The following is a 19,421-nucleotide window of genomic DNA, read 5'->3' on the forward strand; positions in this document are numbered from 1 at the left end:
TGCCAGGTTCTCGTGATCCTGGCAAAATAATGGACACCGTCGAAGGGAAAGCCATTGTTCTCCAAGGTGCTTGTCGCCAACCGCGCGGAGATTGCCGTCCGCGCCTTCCGAGCTTCATTTGAACTGGGTGCCAAAACGGTGGCGGTCTTCCCGTATGAGGACCGCATGTCCGAGCACCGGGTGAAGGCCGATGAGGCCTATCAAATTGGTGAAGAGGGTCACCCCGTCAAGGCCTACTTGGACATCGACGAGATTGTTCGGGTGGCCAAGCACGCCGGGGCCGACGCCATCTATCCGGGCTACGGCTTTCTGTCCGAAAACGTTGATCTGGCGCAGCGTTGCTCCGACGAAGACCTCACGTTCGTAGGACCGCCGCCCGCAGTCCTGGCTAAGGCCGGCGACAAGGTCGCAGCGCTCAAGGCAGCTCGCGAGGCTGGTGTCCCCGTCCTCGACTCCTCGGAGCCGTCTCAGGATCCAGACGAACTCATCGAGGCGGCCGACCGCATCGGCTTCCCCATCTTCGTGAAGGCCGTCGCGGGCGGTGGCGGACGCGGCATGCGCCGCGTGGAAGACCGCGACGCTCTACCGGAGGCCCTGGCCTCCGCCATGCGTGAAGCCGAGAACGCCTTTGGCGATTCCACGGTCTTCCTGGAGCAGGCTGTTCTGGGTCCGCGTCACATCGAGGTGCAAATTCTCGCCGACGCCGAAGGCAACGTGGTGCACCTGTTCGAGCGCGACTGTTCGGTACAGCGTCGGCACCAAAAGGTCATCGAGATCGCACCCGCGCCGGCCCTGGACCCCGCGATCCGCGAGGCGTTGTGTGCCGACGCCGTGAAGTTCGCCACGTCGCTCGGGTACGTCAACGCCGGTACCGTCGAGTTCCTCGTCGCGACGGAGGGTGAGCGCGCCGGTGAGCACGTGTTCATCGAAATGAACCCGCGCATTCAGGTCGAGCACACCGTCACCGAAGAAGTGACCGACATCGACATTGTGAGCGCACAGATCCGCATTGCGGCGGGGGAGACCCTCGAGCAGATCGGCATCCGCCAGGATGAGATCCGCACCAATGGCTTCGCCGTGCAGACCCGCATCACCACCGAGGACCCGACCAACGGCTTCCTGCCTGACACGGGACGCATTGTCGCGTACCGGTCGCCGGGCGGCGCGGGTGTGCGGCTTGACGGTGCCACCGGCATGGCGGGCAACACGGTCACCGGGCACTTCGACTCGATGTTGGTGAAACTCACCTGCCGCGGGCACGACTTCGACGCCGCCGTGCGGCGCGCCTCCCGTGCTCTCGCCGAGTTCCGGATTCGTGGCGTCACCAACAACATTCGCTTCCTGCGCGCTGTCCTCGATGATGCCTCGTTCCGCGCCGGGGGAGTGACCACGGCCTTCATTGACCAGCGCCCCGAACTCCTTGAGGTGCCCGAGTCCGCGGAACGTTCGACCAAGTTGTTGACCTTCCTGGGGCACACCACGGTGAACCGGCCGCACGGTGAACCGGCGCGCGCCATCCTGAACCCGCGCACCAAGCTGCCGGCGATCGATTTCGACGCGCCCATCCCTGATGGCACGCGGCAGCAGTTGCTCGAGCTCGGTCCAGAGGGATTTGCGGCTGCATTGCGCGAGGACAAGCGACTGCGCCTGACTGACACGACGATGCGCGACGCTCACCAGTCGTTGTTGGCGACCCGCGTCCGCACCTTTGACCTGCTCGGCGCTGCCGGTCACACGGCTCGCATGTCACCCGACCTGTTTTCGCTTGAGTGCTGGGGCGGTGCGACATACGACGTCGCGATGCGCTTCCTGTCAGAGGACCCGTGGAAGCGACTCGCCGACCTACGCGAGGCCGTGCCAAACATCGCCCTCCAGATGCTGCTGCGCGGCCGCAACACGGTTGGGTACACGCCCTACCCCGATGAAGTCGCGCACGCCTTTGTCGAGGAAGCCACGGCGACCGGTATCGACATTTTCCGCATCTTCGATGCGCTGAACGACGTTGAGCAGATGCGGCCGGCCATCGAGGCGGTGCGGTCGACGGGCCAGTCCGTCGCGGAGGCGACGCTGTGCTACACCGGCAACCTCATCTCGCCTGACGAGGACATCTACACGCTCGACTACTACCTGAGCCTCGCGGACTCGCTGGTCGAGGCCGGCGCTCACATCCTGGCCATCAAGGACATGGCCGGCTTGCTGCGCCCGGCATCCGCATTCGTGTTGGTCGATGCGCTGCGCAAACGGTTCGACGTCCCCGTGCACCTGCACACCCACGACACCACGGGTGGCCAGGTGGCGACACTGCTGGCCGCGGCAGAGGCCGGCGTGGACGCTGTCGATGTGGCGAATGCCGCTATGGCCGGCACCACCTCTCAGCCGCCCATGGCCGCGCTGATCGCCGCCATGGAGTACACCGCACGTCAGACGCAGATCCCCTTGCACGCGACACAGGACCTCGAGCCCTACTGGGAGGCCGTGCGCAAGCTGTACGGTCCCTTCGAGTCCGGCCTTCCCGGTCCCACTGGGCGCGTGTACCGTCACGAAATCCCCGGCGGCCAGTTGTCGAACTTGCGCCAGCAGGCCATCTCCTTGGGGCTGGCTGACAAGTTTGAGCAGATCGAGGACATGTACGCGGCCGCGGACAGGATCCTCGGCCGGCTGGTGAAAGTCACGCCGTCGTCGAAGGTCGTCGGCGACCTTGCCCTGCACCTCGTGGCGAACGATGCTGACCCCGACGCCTTTGAGGAAAATCCGCAGGAGTTCGACCTTCCGGATTCCGTAATCGGCTTCCTCCAGGGTGAACTCGGGGTGCCACCGGCCGGCTGGCCGGAACCTTTCCGCACCAAGGCACTCGAGGGTCGCAGCGAATCCAAGCCCCGCGCGGAGCTGAGCGACGATGACCGCTCCGCCCTGGCATCGGCCGGTCCCGAGCGGCGGCGCCGCCTCAACCACCTGCTTTTCCCGGCACCTGCCAGGGAGTTTGACGCCGCGGTCGAGCAATACGGCGACGTGTCGGTGGTCGACACCTTCCACTACCTGTATGGCCTGACGGTCGGCAGCGGGGAAGAGGTGATGGTCGAGCTTGACGAGGGCGTGCAGGTACTGGTCTCCCTTGAAGCGCTCGGCGAGCCAGATGACCACGGCGAGCGCACCGCCATGTTCAACTACAACGGCCAGCTACGTCCCGTACAGATTCGCGACGAGTCCGCAGCCGTTGATGTCGTGGAGCGCGAGAAGGCTGATAGGGCCCAGCCAGGGCAGATCGCCTCGCCGTTCTCCGGCTCGGTGACGGCGTCCGTGGCTGAGGGCGACACGGTCGAGGCTGGCCAGACCGTCGCAGTGATCGAGGCCATGAAGATGGAATCCGCCATCACGACTCCCGTGTCTGGCACGGTCGCGCGCGTGGTGATCGAGGGTGCTGAGGCACTGACCGGTGGGGACCTGATTCTCACCATCGAAAGCGAGTGAGCGTGGACGGGGTCAGGCCCGCTCTCGCGAGCGACGCCGGCCCCGTCTTTGCTTTGCTCCAGGAACTGGCGCATTCCTACGAGCCGCGCCGCGCTACGTTCGATGAGACCTATGCCCGGTTGCTCACGCGCCCAGATGCGCGCGTTGCCGTCCATGTGTCAGATGGCATCGTCAATGGCTACGTTGTCGCGTGGGCCCACCCGGCCCTGTACGCGAACGCGCAGGTGTGTTGGGTGGACGAGATCTGCGTCCACCCGGCTGCTAGACGTGGGGGAGTGGGCCGAGCATTGATGGCTGAGGTGGCCCGGTGGGCCGCTGACGCCGGGTGTCGCTCCGTGACGCTCGCGACTGGCAGGGCCGACGCGTTCTACGAGTCCCTCGGCTATGTGGCAACTGCCAGGTATTTCAAGCACGAGTTGACGTCGCGGGGACTATAGTCCCTCGAAAACCGGCCCGGGTGGGGAGATGCTTGAAGCATCAGTCCACGAGGAGGCACGTCATGAAGATCCTGGTCGCTACCGGTTCAAAGTACGGCTCGACGCGCGAGGTCGGCGAGTCCATCGCCGCCGAGCTTTCGGCAGTGGGCTTCGACGTGGACTGCGCGGACGCAGCCGATGTTCAGGGCGTCCATTTCTATGACGCCTTTGTCATCGGCAGCGCGGTGTATGGGGGACTGTGGCGTCGCGATGCCTCCGCGCTCGTGAGCGACAACGCTGAAGAGTTGCGTCACCGCGACGTGTGGTTGTTCTCGGTGGGAATGGCCGGGGTGAAGACCCCTGGGCAACAGACCACCGAGGCAACCCAGTTGGCCTCCCTTGTCGGCGCGCGAGAACTGCGCCACTTCGATGGGGCGCTGGACTATGAGCGCCTCAACATGGGCGAGAAGGCGATCATCCGTGCGCTGAACCCGCCCAAGGGTGATTTCCGTGACTTCGCCGCAATCCGCGATTGGAGTCAGAGCGTGGCGACCGAGCTGAGGGCGGTCGCCGCACTCTAAGCGCTCCGACGCGATCCGTCTCCGTGCACGTGAGACGGCGCCGCCGCCCGCTCCGTCGGTTCGGCACAGTGATGGTGCGTGTGTGCGTCCAGTGACGCGCGTGGATGTGATCCACGTCCAACGCGATGCATTGGAGTCACACGCGTGTGCTGAGCCGACGGGCGGGGTAGTGCTTGAAGAGCCGCGGGACAGACCACGTGCGCCAAGTTGACATAATGCACATTATCGGCGTTGCGCAACTGAGTGGACCTGTGCGGCTCGCGATGAGCGGAGTTGCTCCCACGGGTTCTGTGCCGCTCGCAGTGAATCCGTGTCGCGCAGCGTGGATCTACGCCGCTCCGTATGGGTCTATGCCGCTCGCTGCACGCGCACGCTGACCGTGTCGCCGATGGACTTGCCCAACTTTTTTCGCACTTGGGCATTGAGCGAAATCATGTGCCCACCCGTGCCGGTCACCATGGCGCCCACGTTGGTCAGCTCAACGTCGTCCACAAACGCGTCGACGCGCACGCTGCGGCCTGTGCCAAAAAACTCCGCAGAACCCGGAATCTCGACACACGCCCACGTCTCGCCTTTGACTTCCACGCCCACGATCGCCTCGAAACTCAGCGAGGCAACGCCATCTGCATCTGACATAACGTTATTTCCCCACGTATTCCGCTAGATGTTGGCCCGTGAGCGTGCTGGCATCGGCCACCAGTGCTTCAGGCGTTCCCTCGAACACCACACGCCCGCCGTCATGTCCGGCTCCGGGCCCCAGGTCGATCACCCAATCAGCGTGGGCCATCACGGCTTGGTGATGCTCGATGACGATCACGGTCTTGCCGGAGTCGACGAGCCTGTCGAGCAGACCAAGGAGGTTGTCGACATCCGCGAGGTGGAGCCCGGTGGTGGGTTCATCGAGAACGTAGATGTCGCCCTTGTCCGTCATCCTGGATGCAAGTTTGAGCCGCTGGCGCTCGCCTCCAGACAACGTCGTCAGGGGCTGACCCAACTTGAGGTAACCGAGGCCCACGTCCTTGAGCCGCACCAAGATCTTGTGTGCGGCAGGCGTCTTTGCCTCGCCTGAGCCCCAGAACTCTTCCGCTTGCGCCACGGACATCTCGAGGACCTCCGCGATGTTGCGCCCGCCCAACGTGTGTTCGAGCACCTCCGCCTGGAAGCGGCGGCCCTCGCATTCCTCACAGGTGGTCTCGACCGAGTCAAACGGACCCAGATCCGTCACGACCACTCCTGCGCCCTTGCACACCGGGCACGCACCCTCAGAGTTTGAGCTAAACAGTGCCGGCTTGACCCCGTTTGCTTTCGCGAATGCCTTGCGAATGGGATCCAGCAGGCTCGTGTAGGTCGCTGGACTCGAGCGGCGCGAGCCACGAATGGGACTTTGATCCACGGCAATCACGCCCTCACGAGGCGTAATTGCGCCGTGGATCAGCGAAGACTTACCCGAGCCAGCGACGCCGGTGACAGCCACCAGCACTCCCGTGGGAATGTCAATGTCAACGTCGCGCAGGTTGTGAGTCGACGCACCACGCACCTCGATCGTGCCCGCATGCGCGCGGACCTTGTCCTTCAGGCGTGCCCGGTCGTGGAGGTGGCGACCCGTCATCGTGTCGGCACCGGCCAGTTCCGCGGGCGTTCCCTCAAAGACCACCTCTCCCCCGTCTCGGCCGGCACCTGGGCCCATGTCGACCACGCGATCCGCGATCGCGATGGTCTCTGGCTTGTGCTCGACCACCACGACCGTGTTGCCCTTGTCGCGCAACTGGATGAGCAGGTTGTTCATGCGCTCAATGTCATGCGGATGGAGCCCAATGGTGGGCTCGTCGAAGACGTAGGTCACGTCGGTGAGCGCTGAACCGAGGTGGCGGATCATCTTGGTGCGCTGAGATTCTCCGCCTGACAGGGTCCCCGTGGGGCGCTCGAGCGACAGGTAGCCCAGGCCGATCTCGACGAACGCCGTGAGCACTGCCCGAATACCCTCGACCAGCGGGCCGGCCGCCGGCACGTCGAGATCGTCGAACCACGCCGCCAGATCGGTAATCTGCATGCGGCACAGATCCGCGATGGACTTGCCCTCGATCACCGATCCGCGTGCATGCTCATTCAGACGGGTGCCGTCGCACTCAGGGCAGGTCTGGAAGGTCACGGCGCGCTCAACGAAGGCCCTGATGTGGGGCTGCATCGACTCTTTGTCCTTGCTGAGCATCGACTTCTGAATCCGTGGGATCAGTCCCTCGTACGTCATGTTCATGTTGGCGAACTTGACCTTCGTGGGCTCCTTGTACAGGAAATCCTCACGTTCACGCTTGGAGTAGTCCTTGATCTTCTTATCTGCATCAAGGAAGCCTGACTCCGAGAAGATCCGGACGTACCAGCCGTCGGCCGTGTATCCAGGGACCGTGATGGCACCCTCCGCTAGGGACTTGCTGTCGTCAAAGACTTGGCTGAGGTCGATGTCGGACACCGACCCCATGCCCTCGCACCGCGCGCACTGGCCACCCTGGATCGCGAATGAGCGCACCTCCTTCTTCTTTTCCCCACGCGCGGTGTCGAGCGTCACGGCGCCTTGTCCGGAGATCGAGGCAACGTTGAAGGAGTATGCCTGGGGGGAACCGATGTGAGGCTGCGCTACGCGCGAGTACAACATGCGCAGCAGGGCGTTGGCGTCCGTGGCGGTGCCGACGGTGGACCGCGCGTTCGCCCCCATCCGCTCCTGGTCCACCATGATCGCCGTCGTCAGGCCCTCAAGGGAATCGACGTCAGGGCGGTTCAGCGAGGGCATGAAGCCTTGCACGAACGCCGGGTAGGTCTCGTCAATGAGCCGCCGCGACTCTGCCGCAATGGTGCCAAATACCAGGGAGCTCTTTCCTGAACCCGAAACCCCGGTAAACACCGTGAGGCGACGCTTGGGGATGTCGACCGACACATCCTTCAGATTGTTTTCGCGCGCGCCGCGCACCCGGATTGCGTCGTGCTGGTCCGCTCGTGTCACTGGTGATCTCCCTCGGTCGTGGCCCGTCTTCGAGTATCGCGCATTCTCGCTCCGCGGACGCGCTTACGCGTCCGGGGACTGCTCTTCCATGGGCGCCCGGTCCCCCAGCGCCAACGCGAATGTCCGCATGAGCGAGATAAGGCTGTCGCGCTGGTCGGGCTCAAGCGCCTCGAGGATGGCGCGCTCGTTCGCCAGATGCTCCTCTTGGACCCGGTCGCATTGTGCGAGACCGCTGGGCGTCAAGCTCACGCGCACGGAGCGACGGTCCTTGTCGTCACGCTCTCGCTGGACCCAGCCGCGCTCCTCGAGGCGCGTGATCCGATGGGTGGTGGTCCCGGAGGTGATCATCATGGTGCGATCGAGTTGACCGGGCGTGAGCGTGTAGGGCTCGCCCGCGCGTCGCAGCGTCGCCAACACGTCGAACTCCCATGACTGCATTCCGTGCTCGGCGAAGACGGCATCGACCTTCGCTTGCACCAGCACTGCCACTCGCGAGACGCGGCCAATGAGTGCCATGGGCGTCACGTCGAGCTCTGGCCTCACCTGCGCCCACTGCTGGACGAAGTAATCGACCGCATCTGCGCGCTCACTCACAGCAACCTCCGGAATTAATTTGACGTCAAGATAGTTCCGTGAATATCTTGACATCAAGATACAGGAGGATTCCATGTCCCGCATGTCCCTGCTCGCCGCCACCGCCATTGCCCCCGTCCTATGGGGGACGACATACCTCACCACGACCGAGCTGTTGCCCGAGGGCAGGCCGTTCACCGCGGCCGTGATCCGCGCATTACCGGTGGGTCTGGTCCTCATTGCATGGACGCGGCAACTGCCCCGTGGGGCGTGGTGGTGGAAGTCCGCAGTCCTCGGGGCCCTGAACATCGGCGCATTCTTTGCACTGCTGTTCATTGCGGCCTACCGCCTACCCGGGGGCGTCGCCGCCACGCTGAGCGCCGTCAGCCCGCTCGTGGTGGCGGTCCTCGCCGTGAGCTTCCTTCACGAAGGGCACCGCATCCGCACCTTTGCCGCGTCCGGCATTGGCCTCGCGGGCGTCGCGATGCTCGTGCTCACCCCTGGCGCGAGGCTGGACGCCTGGGGCGCCCTCGCTGCCGTCGCCGCAGGTACGGCTACCGCGGTCGGGGTGGTGCTGACCAAGCGGTGGGGCACACCCACGGGCCTCGTGACATTCACGGGCTGGCAATTGACGTGGGGTGGCATCATGCTCGTTCCTGTCGCGCTCGCCACGGAGGGCATTCCCGGCACCCTCTCCCCCGCCAACATTGCGGGATTTGGGTGGCTTGCCGTCGCCGGCGGCCTGGTCGCCTACCTACTGTGGTTTCGAGGCGTGTTAGCGCTCCCGGCTACGCAAGTCAGTTTGCTTACTTTCTTGGCGCCGCTCACGGCGACCTTTCTGGGTTTTCTGGTCGCCGGACAGAGCCTCACGCCCCTGCAGTTGATCGGTGGCGCCGTGATTGTCGCGGCAGTCATCGTGGGGCAGGGACTCTTCACGCGACCCCGTCAGCACAACGCCGTAGGCTCGGCAGATGAGCACAACACTGGATCTGGCCGACGGGCGGAGGCTGCGGGTCTACGGACGCCCAGCGTCGCGCGGGCTCACCGTGGTGTGGCACCACGGCACTCCCGGATCAGGTCAGCCCCCGCCTGTGACACTGCCCCGCGATGACATGACGTGGGTGGGGATCGACCGCCCAGGCTACGGCGACTCCACCCGTCTGCGCGGCCGCAACCCGGCCGACGTCGCGAACGACTGCACGGCGGTCGCCGACGCCTGGGGCGTGGAGCGCTATGCGGTCGTGGGCTACTCGGGCGGCGGTCCGCATGCGCTTGCGTGCGCTGCGGCCGATGCCAGGGTCACCTGGGCGATCACCGTAGCGTCGCTGGCACCTCGCGAGGGCGCGGGAAGCGAGTGGTACACCGGCATGATCGACTCGGGGGTTGCTGCGCTCACGGCTGCAGAAGCGGGCGAAGACGCGCGGCGCGATCAGGGAGGCGAGCCCTACGACCCCGAGTTTCTCGACGTCGATCTTGCTGCCCTAGGCGGTGAGCTGGGATGGCTCGGTGGAGGGGATGACGGCGCAGACGGCGCAATCGACGACGACCTCGCTTACGTGCGGCCGTGGGGTGTGGATCTCGCGCGCATCAAGTGCCCCGTCACTGTGGTGCATGGCACGGCCGACCGCATTGTGCCGGTGAGCCATGGCCGGCGGCTTGCGGCACTTATCGACACTGCGAGACTGATCGAGATGCCTGATCACGGGCACGTGTCGGTTTTGAGTACGTTGCCTTCGATGCTGGCTGCCGCCGCTGACCGCCGATCAAGCCGGTAGCGGCGCTCGCGCGCACCGTGCTAGCCAACGTGTGCGGCCGTGGCTCGCTCGAGCCACGTCGACAACCACTACGAGCGCACTGGGCTTGCAAACATCGCAAGTGGCGAGGTGATCCGCGTGAGGCCGTCGAGGTCAAGCGCGTAATACGCCCAGGTACCTCGCTTGTCACGCGTCACTGCCCCAGCGGAGACAAGCTGCCTCAGGTGATGCGACACCGTCGGCTGACTGAGCCCCAAGGGACCCTCGAGGTCACACGCGCACACCTCACCATTAGCGGCCAGAATGCGCAGGATCTTGAGGCGGGTGGGGTCGGCCAGGGCCTTGAGGAGCGCAGCGTCTCCGGCGTCGTCCCCGTCGGGCACCGTCAGAGCCGTCCCGGGTGGACAGGACTGGTCCGCAGCCAGAAGGTTCTCACGCATCGTCATACACGAATCGTACCCGCCCCATCGACATCTATCAATATTGACATCTATCTATTTAGCCGCCATGCTGGCCGCATGACTACCACCAAGCCATCTGTGATCTTTGTCTGTGTCCACAATGCCGGTCGCTCCCAAATGGCGGCGGGCTACATGCGCCACTTGTCCGAGGGCGCGGTTGAAGTGCGTTCCGCCGGCTCCATGCCCAAGGACCAGATCAACCCTGTCGCTGTGGAAGCCATGCTGGAAGAGGGCATCGACATCCGCGAAGAGCAGCCCAAGGTGCTGACTCCAGAGGCAGTCGAGGCGTCCGACGCGGTCATCACCATGGGCTGTGGCGACGCCTGCCCCTACTACCCCGGCAAGCGTTACGAGGACTGGGTTCTTGAGGACCCCGCCGGCCAGGGCATTGACGCCGTCCGGCCCATTCGCGACGAGATCAAGGTGCGCGTCGAGGCGCTCCTGGCGGACCTGATCAAGTGACCGCGGCCATCCCCGCAGTCGAGGGCGTCCACCCGGGCAAGCTCTCGACCCTTGATCGCTGGCTTCCCTTGTGGATCGGCCTCGCGATGGTCGGCGGAATCGCGCTCGGCCACTTTATCCCTGGCGTGTCTCGCCTGCTGGAGTCAATGGAGATCGGCGGAATCTCGATCCCCATCGCGCTGGGCCTGCTGGTCATGATGTATCCCGTGCTGGCCAAGGTGCGCTACGACAAGGTCGCGGCTGTCACCGGCGACAAGCGGCTCCTGGCCTCTTCCCTGGTCCTCAACTGGGTCGTGGGCCCCGCTGTCATGTTCGGACTCGCGTGGACCTTCCTGCCCGACCTTCCGGAGTACCGCACCGGGCTCATCATCGTGGGCCTCGCACGTTGCATCGCCATGGTCGTCATCTGGAACGATCTCGCGTGTGGAGACAGGGAGGCGGCTGCCGTCCTGGTCGCCATCAACTCGGTGTTCCAGGTCTTCGCCTTCTCCTTGCTGGGCTACTTCTACCTCACCGTGCTACCGGGATGGTTGGGGTGGGACACCCAAGGCCTTGATGCGTCCATCGGCACCATTGCACTCAACGTGCTGATCTTCCTCGGTATACCGCTCGCGGCAGGATTCGCGTCGCGCGCGATTGGCGAACGCGTAAAGGGCCGTGAGTGGTACGAGGAGCGCTTCATCCCCCGGATCAGCCCGTGGGCCCTGTACGGACTTCTCTTCACCATCGTGTTGCTGTTTGCCCTGCAAGGTGAGCAGGTGGTCGCGAACCCGTGGGACGTGGCACGGATCGCCCTGCCACTGCTGTGTTACTTCGCGGTCATGTGGGGCGTGGGCATGCTGACGGGCCGGGCCTTGGGCCTGGGCTACGCCCGCACCACCACGCTCGCTTTTACTGCAGCCGGCAATAACTTCGAGCTCGCGATTGCCGTTGCCATCGGTACCTTTGGCGCCACGAGCGGCGAGGCGCTGGCGGGAGTAGTGGGGCCCCTCATCGAGGTGCCCGTGCTTGTGGGACTGGTATACGTCACGCTGTGGCTCAGGCCGCGACTGTTCCCCAAGGAGGCCGCCCGGCAGCCTGACCCTGCGGCGCCGGCACAATCCCGCTAACGTCGGTCCTAGCAGGCCCGTTGTCCGTGGCAGATCCCGCTGCGGACAACGGGGATGCGGGAACAATTCGTCGATCCGGCTCGTTCCCTAAAGCAGCAGGCACCACCCCCGCCTGACCACTTCTAGGGAGGCTGACATGGCTGATCGAGCATTGCGCGGTATGCGTCTGGGAACCCAAAGCATGGAAACCCCCGCACACGCCGAACTCGCGGAGCGCCGCGACGTCCACTACGACTGCCCCAACGGGCACATCGTCACCTTGCCGTTCTCGGTTGAGGCTGACGTGCCGTTGTCGTGGGAATGCCACTGCGGAGCACTCGCGCTCCTGCGCGATGGAGACCGTCCTGCGGACTCCGACGAGAAGACGCAGCGCACACACTGGGACATGCTGCTCGAGCGCCGCACCATTCCCGAGCTCGAGGAGTTGCTTGACGAGCGACTGAGCTTGCTGCGGGCTGGGCGCTTGGGCTAACGAACCCTACTGTCGATGGAACGCGCGGCGCACTTGCGTCGCGCGTTCTTTCATTCCCCAGACCGTGGTCTTGACCAGGGCCTCACGGATAATCGCCCCGCTCATCTTGGAGACGCCCTGCTCGCGTTCCACAAAAGTGATGGGAACCTCCACGATGCGTCCGCCCGCCTTCGCGACGCGCCACGCCATATCGATCTGGAAACAGTAGCCCTGCGACTCCACAGAACTGAGCTCGAGACTGCGCAGCGCTGACGCCTGATACGCCCTGAATCCCGCCGTCGCGTCTTTCACATGCAGGCCGAGCATCACGCGCACGTACCGGTTCGCGTTTGTTGACAGGAACAGCCGATGCTTGGGCCAATTGACGACCGAGCCGCCGGGCACCCACCGGGACCCGATTGCCAGATCCCACTGCCCGGGCGCGTTGAGTACCGCAGGCAAATCTCGCGCCCGGTGCGAGCCGTCTGCGTCCATCTCTACGAGCACGTCATACCCGCGCTCAAGCCCCCACGCGAACCCGGCGAGGTACGCCGCTCCTAGGCCCTGCTTACCCGGCCGGTGAAGGACGTGCACGTGCGAGTCTTGCTCTGCCCTGGCATCGGCCCATTCCCCCGTGCCGTCCGGTGAGTTGTCGTCCGCCACGAGAATGTCAACGTCGGGACACGCAGTGCGCACGCCGTCCACCTGGACGGGCAACGAGTCACGCTCGTTGTATGTGGGGATGATGATGAGAGTACGCGTCACCACTCATACCTTTCTCTTAGCGTTCGCGCCCAAGCGAAGGCGACGAGGACCACCGGAGCCAGCAGGAATCCGTAGTGCCACAGCCCGCGCCACTGAACGGCCGGCGTCATGTCGCTACGTAGCGGAAGTTCGGCATACATCTGCTCCGCTGTGAACAGACCCGTGTCCTCCACAACCCGACCGTTGGGAGTCACCACTCCTGAGACGCCCACCGTGGAGATTTGGACGGTGGCACGGCCGGTCTCGATGGCCCGCATGCGCGTCATCTGTAGTTGCTGAGTGGACTCCGCTGTGAGCCCAAAATTGGCATTGTTGGTCTGCACAAAGAGCACTTGGGCGCCCGCCGCAACAGACTCCGCCACGATCGGGTCGTAGGCCACCTCAAAACAGATGATGGTGCCCACGGTCACGTCGCGGTCAAGCGCGGCGACCGGGAGATCAACGGTCGCGGGCCCCTCGCCCGGAATCACCTCGGTCTGGACCAGGTCCACGGCGTCCGAGAAGTTCCCCACAAAGTCGCGCATGGGGATGTACTCGGCGAACGGCGCCGGGCGCTGCTTGGAGTAGGTGTCCAGGACCTCGCCCCCAGGCGCCCACAGGAGCGAGGTGTTGTAGCGCCCTTCCTCTGGAGAGAAGTCGTTGGTACCCAGCAAGATGGGCACCCCGGCGGCCTGGGCGGCAGCGTCCACCATTGCGGCGGATTCAGCATCGGTACGCGGATCGTAGTCCGCAGCGTTTTCTGGCCACACCACAACGTCGAGCGGCCCCGGGTCGGACTCAACCAAAGCAAGCGTCCCGTCGCGGTGGTTCTGAGTCACCTGCCGCGCCTGGGCGAACGCGTCCAAACCAGCGTTGGGAACATTGCCCTGCACCATGCCAGCGCGCAGTTCGCCGTCGGTGGCCTGCGTGTCCAAGGGGATTGCATACCCGACGACAAGGAGCGCGGCGCCGGCGATGGGTAGTGCCGTGGCGGCAAGAAAGCGGCGGCGCAACGCGAACTCGATCGCGAGCCCTAGTGCCGCGCCGACAGTCGCGACCACGAGGCTCACTAGCGGGACGCCGCCCAGCCACGCGAGCCTTGCGACAGGCGCATCGACTTGCGAGAAACCTACGCGCCCCCAGGGGAAGCCGCCGAAGGGAAACACGGAGCGTACCTGCTCCATCCCGACCCACAGCAGTCCGAACGCCGCCGGTGACCACCACGGCGGTTCGGTGTGCCGCGATGGCGCGCGCCTGACGACGGCCCATGCGGCCCCAAGGAGGCCAATGAAGGCGCCTTCCGCAATCGCCAACGCGACCCACGGCACCGCTCCGACTGAGGTGTATGCCCAATAGACGTGAGGCAAGAGGAACGCGATGCCGAACGCCCACGTCAACAGGAAGCCGCGCCATACCGTCGCCTCACGCAGGGCCAGCCACAGGAATGCAATGCCGACGAACGCGCATGGCCACCATCCGGTGTCCGGGAACGCCAGGTTGACCAGGAGACCTCCGGCGATCGCCAGGAGCAGGTTCTTGGTGGCGACGATGAGCACCCGCCTAGCCTACGGCGCGCGCCGGAGAACTCGGGACCACCCGCGCCGCGCTCGCAACGCTTGTCTAGTACGCCACCACTCCCCTGCGCATGGCGTCGATGGCCGTGCGGGCGCGTGTACGCGTGACCTCGTTGGGAGCCACCTGGGCAATCTGATCCAACACGTCAATGACTTGCTTGCACCACCGCACCATGTCACCTGGGGCAATCTGCGCGTCCTTCAAGGCGGCGTCCAAGCTGCGGCCCTGCGCCCAGGCGTGAATCGCGCTCACGATCCCCCAGTGGGGCGCAGGCGCTTCGGGGAGCCGGTGCGCGTGCTGGAGGTCGTCAATGCGCGACCACACTCGTACGGTGTCCCGCAACGCGCGGCCAAGGACGCCAGTGGGACCGCCAGGGATATGAGGCGGCTTGCTGTCGTCCTCTCTGCGTCCGCTGTACAGCAGTGTCGACACGGCCGCGGCGAGCGCAGGTGGGTGCAGTTCATCCCACACGTGAGTGCGCAGGCATTCCGCGATCACGAGGTCGTTTTCCGAGTACAGACGCTTCATCAGCGCGCCCGATGACGTGACCTCGGTGTCGTCCGCAAAGCCGTCGAGGTAGTCAAGGTCCCGGAGCACGGCGCAGCGACGGTCGAAGATGGCGGCGATGGAGCCCGTGGTCCGGGCGATCTCGCCGGCGAGCTTGTCCCGATCGCGGCGCGTGCGGTGATAGCGCTCAGCCCAGCGCGCGTGCTGCTCGCGGTCGGGGCAGGCATGGCAGGGGTGATTGCGCAGCTCGCGCCTGAGCGACTCAATGTGCGCGTCGGTGTCGGGCGCGCTCGTGCGGCGGGAGGCGCGCGAGGGAACATCGAAAGTGTGGCGTGCGGCGTCAAGGTGCTGTGCCAGTTCGCGCCGCTGGCGAGCATTGCGCGAGTCAACTTTCTTGGCGACCTTGATAGCACCAATGTGTTCCACGCCAGCCTGAAGATCCGCGATTGAGAGCCTCACGGTACGCGCATTGTCCGTGACGACCGTGGGCCGCGGCGCGGCATCGTGATGGTCTGGCAACACCACGACGGCAAGTCCCGCTCGTTTACCCGAGGCGATGCGGACCACGTCCCCACGGCGCAGGCTGGACAGGGTGTCGACGCCGGCCTCGCGTCGTTGGCGCTTGACCGCTCGCGAGGCGTCCTTCTGCGCGCGGTTGATCTTCTCCCGCAGCGCCGCGTACTCCATGAAGTCCCCGCGATCGCATTCGACGGATTCGCCGTACCCCGCGAGCGTTGACTCCAGCTCCCGAACGCGGCGTGCTTTGCCGACGACTGTCTGATCCGCTTGGTACTGCGCGAACGACAGTTCGAGAAGTTCACGTGCCTGGTTGACGCCGGACTGCGCCACCAGGTTGATCGCCATGTTGTAGGACGGCGAGAAGCTGGACACCAGCGGGTACGTGCGCCGGGAAGCCAGGCGACCCAATTGCGCCGCGTCAAAACCCGGGTGCTCGACCACCACCGCGTGGCCCTCAATGTCGATGCCCCTGCGGCCCGCGCGACCGGTGAGTTGGGTGTACTCCCCCGCAGTGAGGTCCTTGTGCCCTTGGCCGTCCCACTTCACGAGCTTCTCGAGAACCACGGAGCGTGCCGGCATGTTGATGCCCAGAGCAAGGGTCTCGGTCGCGTACACGACCTTGAGCAGTCCCATGGAGAACAGCTCCTCGACAACCTCCTTGAAGAGCGGGATCATTCCCGCGTGGTGCGCAGCGATGCCCGCCTCCAGGTGGTCGCGCCAGCGCGTGAAGCCCAGGGCCGCGAGGTCCGCCGTGGGAATGCCAGCGCACCGGTCCTCCACCAGCCGGGAAATCTGCGCCTGCTCCTCGGCGCTCGTCAGGGTCAGGCCGGAGGCCCGTACCTGGTCAACGGCGTCCTCACACCCGGCACGTGAGAAGACGAAGACAATCGCGGGCAAAAGGCCCTGGGCGTCGAGGACATCGACCACGGCGAAACGAGGCGGGCTACGCCTGCCTGTGGGGCGATTCGGATTGCGGCCTGGGCGGTACCCCGTGCGACGCGGGTGCGAGCGGTTGTCGTAGCGGGTGCGCTTCGAGATCTCAGCCAGTTCAGGATTGATCGCTGGGTTTGGCCCGGGATCTTGGGGATCGACGCCGTGGGCGTACAGGTCAAAGATGCCCTCGCGCATGAGTACGTGTGGCCATAGCGGGACTGGCCGATGTTCCGAGACGACCACGGCGGTGTCGCCGCGCACTTCCGTCAGCCATGCGCCGAACTCCTCAGCATTTGACACCGTTGCAGACAGCGCGATCAGCGCGGTGCGGGGCCCCAGGTGGATGATGACCTCTTCCCACACTGAACCGCGGAACCGGTCCGCCAGGTAGTGCACCTCATCGAGCACCACGGCGCCCAAGGTGTCGAGGGTTCGCGAGCCGGCATAGATCATGTTGCGCAGCACCTCGGTCGTCATGACCACGATGGCGGCATCAGCATTGATCGAGGTATCGCCGGTCAGGAGTCCCACGTTGGCGGAGCCGTAAGTGCGCTGGAGGTCATGAAACTTCTGGTTGCTCAGTGCCTTGATCGGCGTCGTGTAGAACGCCTTCTCGCCGCGCGCAAACGCATGGTGCACGGCGTATTCGCCCACAATCGTCTTCCCCGCGCCGGTAGGCGCTGCCACCAGGACGGAGTGCCCATCCGCGACCGCTTCACAGGCTTCGCGCTGGAAGTCGTCGAGCGGGAAGCTGAGCGATTCTTCGAACTCACGCAGGTCCGGGCGGCGGGCGCGTGCGCGGGCGGCGGCGTACTGCTCGGCGGGGGAAGTCATATGTGCCAGGCTAATGCCGGACGGCGCCCGCCGCGGGCACCGCGCCCGCAAGGCGCAGCGCTCCGGGCACGCACGTCACCGTCAGCGGAAGGGACCCCAGCGGTTCACCATCGGCCGATGCCGTGGGCGCCATCGCGCCGGCGTCGCTGTGAGCGAGGCTCACCCGGTCCACCTGGGTGATGTGCACGCGGGGGTCCGCGATATGCGTACCCCTCATCAGACGCGGGAAGATGCGGACGACGCCCGCGCGGGAAATGGGCTCGGCACGCACGAGCTCGAGGGCGCCGTCGCTGATGTCGGAGTGGGGACTCATGGGAATGCCACCACCCAGGAGGCCCGAGTTCGAGACCGCGATGAGCGTCCACGCGCCGTCGTACTGAGCGTCCCCACCCGACGTGACCCTGGCGTGCACCCGCACGCCGTACGGCTTGTGCCCCGGCAGTTCACGTGCCACGGCAACCTTGTACTTTGACTCTCCGCGGGGAAATTGCATGCGGCGGCCGCGCTCCGCGATGGCAGCGTCGATCCCCGCAGACAATACGCCCGCGAACCACCTGACGGACCCGTCGGACAGGTCCACTCGCCCCAGGTCTATGGTGCGTGGCCTTCCGAGTCCACGCAGGATCGTGTGGACAGATCGCTCCGGCTCCCGGACCGGCAATCCTGCGATCGACGCGAAGTCATTGCCAGAACCGGCTGCGACGATGCCCAACGGAAGCGACTGCTGCGCGCACACCTGGGCGCCCAGGTGCACCATGCCATCGCCGCCGACGACCACCAATGCGTCGAGGTCATCCCGCGCGCGCATGGCTGCGTCCAGGGTCTCGGACCACGACACGCCTGACAGGTGCGTCACCACGCAACCTGCCGCTTCCAGTGCCTTCAGTGCTCGTTGCGCCGCGGTGACAGCCAGGCCGGCATCGGCCGTCGGATTCGCGGCCAGCCCCACCCGCAGAGGTGCCACCTACGTGTGCGTCTCTGCCGCGAGCTCGGCTGCGCGGCGGCGTTCCCGCCTGCGCTGGCCCAGCATCGATATGCCTATTGCCGCGAAGTACAGCCCCACCATAGGCACCGCCATCCACATCATCGTGACGACGTCAGGCGTAGGGGTCAAAATTGCGGCCGCGATCGCGATGATCATGACCGCCCAGCGCCATCCCTTGAGCCACGTACGCGACTGCACAATGCCTGCCCACGACATGAACACCATCACCACGGGGAATACGAACGCGACGCCGAACGCGAGAAAGAGACGCATGGTGAAGGTCATCAGGAGTTGGGCGTCGAGGAAGTTCGAGCCGCCCTCCGGTGTGAATCCCGTCAAAATCGTGACGGCCTTGGGGTACACGATCCACGCGAGCGCGAGGCCGGCGACAAACAGCGGGATGGCCGTGCCGAGGAACCCCAGTGTGTAGCGCTTTTCCTTCACCCGTAGTCCCGGCGCCACAAAGGCCCACAGTTGATACAGCCACCACGGCGCAGACAGGATCACTCCGAGGAAGAGCGACACTTTGATCTTCATGTCGAGTGCCGTGGCGAGGCCAGCAAAGTTCACGGTCACGAGAGCGTCCGTGCCGTCTGCGGCTTCAAGGATGGGACGCTGCAACGCCTCAAAGACGGGTTCGTAGAGGAACCACCCGGCAACCGCGCCTACGGCGATTCCGATCGCCACCAGGAGAATGCGGTTGCGAAACTCGCGCAGATGGTCCTTCAGCGGCATCTGCCGCTCGGGGTCCCGCCGGCGCGGGGCGCTACTTGCCACGCCCCTCGTCGTCAGAGGCCTCCGTCGACGTGGAGGGCTCTGACGTGGTCGACCCCGGCGCATTGCCTGGAGCGGGCGCGCCGTCAGCCTTGGTCTTCTTGTCGTCGTCCGTCAGGCTCTTGGTCTCCTCTTTGAGGATGTTGAGTGACTTCCCGATGGACCTGGCGAGCTCGGGTAGCTTGGGCGCCCCGAACAGCAGCAGGACAATCACCAAAATGATGATGAGCTCTCTGGGCCCCATGACTACTCCCTGATCAGACGGACTAACCGGGCCAGT

The 19,421-nt window shown here is 65.3% G+C and carries 18 protein-coding genes; 8 read left to right on the forward strand and 10 right to left on the reverse strand.

All coding sequences use genetic code 11. From position 1 onward, the window contains the following. Positions 1-66: 66 nt before the first annotated feature. The 3 genes from AOP75_RS09390 to AOP75_RS09400 all read left to right on the forward strand — a co-directional run bounded on the left by AOP75_RS09390 (position 67) and on the right by AOP75_RS09400 (position 4,465). The gene (locus AOP75_RS09390) at positions 67-3,468 is read left to right on the forward strand and encodes a pyruvate carboxylase (RefSeq protein WP_439645200.1); all 3,402 of its coding nucleotides are present in this window, start codon (positions 67-69) and stop codon (positions 3,466-3,468) included. After that, a complete protein-coding gene (locus tag AOP75_RS09395) occupies positions 3,465-3,905 on the forward strand; it encodes a GNAT family N-acetyltransferase (RefSeq protein ID WP_062078830.1) in 441 nt (146 codons plus the stop codon). The genes AOP75_RS09390 and AOP75_RS09395 overlap by 4 nt, the downstream gene beginning before the upstream one ends. A 62-nt stretch (positions 3,906-3,967) precedes the next feature. Beyond that, entirely contained in the window at positions 3,968-4,465 is a 498-nt protein-coding gene (locus tag AOP75_RS09400) for a flavodoxin domain-containing protein (RefSeq protein ID WP_062078831.1), read from the forward strand. A gap of 348 nt (positions 4,466-4,813) precedes the next feature. Here AOP75_RS09400 and AOP75_RS09405 read toward each other — a convergent pair whose 3' ends face one another. The 3 genes from AOP75_RS09405 to AOP75_RS09415 all read right to left on the reverse strand — a co-directional run bounded on the left by AOP75_RS09405 (position 4,814) and on the right by AOP75_RS09415 (position 8,054). After that, positions 4,814-5,101 (reverse strand): DUF1905 domain-containing protein, encoded by a 288-nt coding sequence (locus AOP75_RS09405; protein WP_062078832.1) that lies wholly within the window; start codon positions 5,099-5,101, stop codon positions 4,814-4,816. Positions 5,102-5,105: 4 nt separating this feature from the next. Beyond that, positions 5,106-7,460, reverse strand: a complete 2,355-nt coding sequence (locus tag AOP75_RS09410; RefSeq protein WP_062078833.1) for an ATP-binding cassette domain-containing protein — start codon at positions 7,458-7,460, stop codon at positions 5,106-5,108. Positions 7,461-7,523: 63 nt separating this feature from the next. Further along, positions 7,524-8,054: a MarR family winged helix-turn-helix transcriptional regulator gene (locus AOP75_RS09415; protein WP_062078834.1), complete on the reverse strand. Its 531-nt coding sequence runs from the start codon at positions 8,052-8,054 to the stop codon at positions 7,524-7,526. A gap of 73 nt (positions 8,055-8,127) precedes the next feature. Between AOP75_RS09415 and AOP75_RS09420 the strand changes: the two genes are divergently transcribed. Both AOP75_RS09420 and AOP75_RS09425 read left to right on the forward strand, forming a co-directional pair. Further along, the gene (locus tag AOP75_RS09420) at positions 8,128-9,144 is read left to right on the forward strand and encodes a DMT family transporter (protein WP_201774157.1); all 1,017 of its coding nucleotides are present in this window, start codon (positions 8,128-8,130) and stop codon (positions 9,142-9,144) included. Beyond that, positions 9,125-9,808, forward strand: coding sequence for an alpha/beta fold hydrolase (locus tag AOP75_RS09425; protein WP_236683138.1), 684 nt, complete (start codon positions 9,125-9,127; stop codon positions 9,806-9,808). The genes AOP75_RS09420 and AOP75_RS09425 overlap by 20 nt, the downstream gene beginning before the upstream one ends. Positions 9,809-9,876: 68 nt before the next feature. On the opposite strand, the gene AOP75_RS09430 is transcribed toward AOP75_RS09425, so the two are convergent. Continuing rightward, a complete protein-coding gene (locus tag AOP75_RS09430) occupies positions 9,877-10,233 on the reverse strand; it encodes an ArsR/SmtB family transcription factor (protein WP_083966880.1) in 357 nt (118 codons plus the stop codon). Positions 10,234-10,305: 72 nt separating this feature from the next. On the opposite strand from AOP75_RS09430, the gene AOP75_RS09435 reads away from it, so the two are divergent. The 3 genes from AOP75_RS09435 (at position 10,306) to AOP75_RS09445 (ending at position 12,291) form a co-directional block, all read left to right on the forward strand. Continuing rightward, positions 10,306-10,710, forward strand: a complete 405-nt coding sequence (locus AOP75_RS09435) for an arsenate reductase ArsC (RefSeq protein WP_062078836.1) — start codon at positions 10,306-10,308, stop codon at positions 10,708-10,710. Further along, positions 10,707-11,819, forward strand: coding sequence for an ACR3 family arsenite efflux transporter (gene arsB, locus AOP75_RS09440; protein ID WP_062078837.1), 1,113 nt, complete (start codon positions 10,707-10,709; stop codon positions 11,817-11,819). The genes AOP75_RS09435 and arsB overlap by 4 nt, the downstream gene beginning before the upstream one ends. Positions 11,820-11,955: 136 nt before the next feature. Then, positions 11,956-12,291 (forward strand): RNA polymerase-binding protein RbpA, encoded by a 336-nt coding sequence (locus AOP75_RS09445; RefSeq protein ID WP_062078838.1) that lies wholly within the window; start codon positions 11,956-11,958, stop codon positions 12,289-12,291. A 6-nt stretch (positions 12,292-12,297) separates the two neighbouring features. On the opposite strand, the gene AOP75_RS09450 is transcribed toward AOP75_RS09445, so the two are convergent. The 6 genes from AOP75_RS09450 to tatA all read right to left on the reverse strand — a co-directional run bounded on the left by AOP75_RS09450 (position 12,298) and on the right by tatA (position 19,385). After that, a complete protein-coding gene (locus AOP75_RS09450) occupies positions 12,298-13,035 on the reverse strand; it encodes a polyprenol monophosphomannose synthase (protein ID WP_236683139.1) in 738 nt (245 codons plus the stop codon). Next, a complete protein-coding gene (lnt, locus tag AOP75_RS09455; RefSeq protein WP_062078839.1) occupies positions 13,032-14,570 on the reverse strand; it encodes an apolipoprotein N-acyltransferase in 1,539 nt (512 codons plus the stop codon). The genes AOP75_RS09450 and lnt overlap by 4 nt, the downstream gene beginning before the upstream one ends. 64 nt (positions 14,571-14,634) lie before the next feature. Then, a complete protein-coding gene (locus tag AOP75_RS09460; RefSeq protein ID WP_062078840.1) occupies positions 14,635-17,382 on the reverse strand; it encodes a DEAD/DEAH box helicase in 2,748 nt (915 codons plus the stop codon). 10 nt (positions 17,383-17,392) lie between these two features. Continuing rightward, on the reverse strand, positions 17,393-18,346 hold the full coding sequence (locus tag AOP75_RS09465) for a diacylglycerol/lipid kinase family protein (protein WP_062078841.1): 954 nt from the start codon (positions 18,344-18,346) through the stop codon (positions 17,393-17,395). Beyond that, positions 18,347-19,144 carry a twin-arginine translocase subunit TatC gene (tatC, locus tag AOP75_RS09470; protein WP_236683140.1) on the reverse strand — a complete coding sequence of 266 codons (798 nt, stop codon included), beginning with the start codon at positions 19,142-19,144 and terminating at the stop codon, positions 18,347-18,349. After that, positions 19,134-19,385 (reverse strand): twin-arginine translocase TatA/TatE family subunit, encoded by a 252-nt coding sequence (gene tatA / locus AOP75_RS12950; RefSeq protein WP_083966881.1) that lies wholly within the window; start codon positions 19,383-19,385, stop codon positions 19,134-19,136. Before tatA ends, tatC begins: the two co-directional genes overlap by 11 nt. Positions 19,386-19,421 lie beyond the last annotated feature (36 nt).

It is taken from the genome of Demequina globuliformis (assembly GCF_000975155.1).
Taxonomy (GTDB): Bacteria; Actinomycetota; Actinomycetes; order Actinomycetales; family Demequinaceae; genus Demequina; species Demequina globuliformis.

Excerpts from the sequence above, each read along its gene's own strand:
- AOP75_RS09430 (WP_083966880.1), bottom strand. The coding sequence starts at position 10,233 with ATGACGATGCGTGAGAACCTTCTGGCTGCGGACCAGTCCTGTCCACCC.
- AOP75_RS09445 (WP_062078838.1), top strand. The coding sequence starts at position 11,956 with ATGGCTGATCGAGCATTGCGCGGTATGCGTCTGGGAACCCAAAGCATG.
- AOP75_RS09460 (WP_062078840.1), bottom strand. The coding sequence starts at position 17,382 with ATGACTTCCCCCGCCGAGCAGTACGCCGCCGCCCGCGCACGCGCCCGC.
- AOP75_RS09420 (WP_201774157.1), top strand. The coding sequence starts at position 8,128 with ATGTCCCGCATGTCCCTGCTCGCCGCCACCGCCATTGCCCCCGTCCTA.
- AOP75_RS09435 (WP_062078836.1), top strand. The coding sequence starts at position 10,306 with ATGACTACCACCAAGCCATCTGTGATCTTTGTCTGTGTCCACAATGCC.
- AOP75_RS09405 (WP_062078832.1), bottom strand. The coding sequence starts at position 5,101 with ATGTCAGATGCAGATGGCGTTGCCTCGCTGAGTTTCGAGGCGATCGTG.
- AOP75_RS09400 (WP_062078831.1), top strand. The coding sequence starts at position 3,968 with ATGAAGATCCTGGTCGCTACCGGTTCAAAGTACGGCTCGACGCGCGAG.
- tatA (WP_083966881.1), bottom strand. The coding sequence starts at position 19,385 with ATGGGGCCCAGAGAGCTCATCATCATTTTGGTGATTGTCCTGCTGCTG.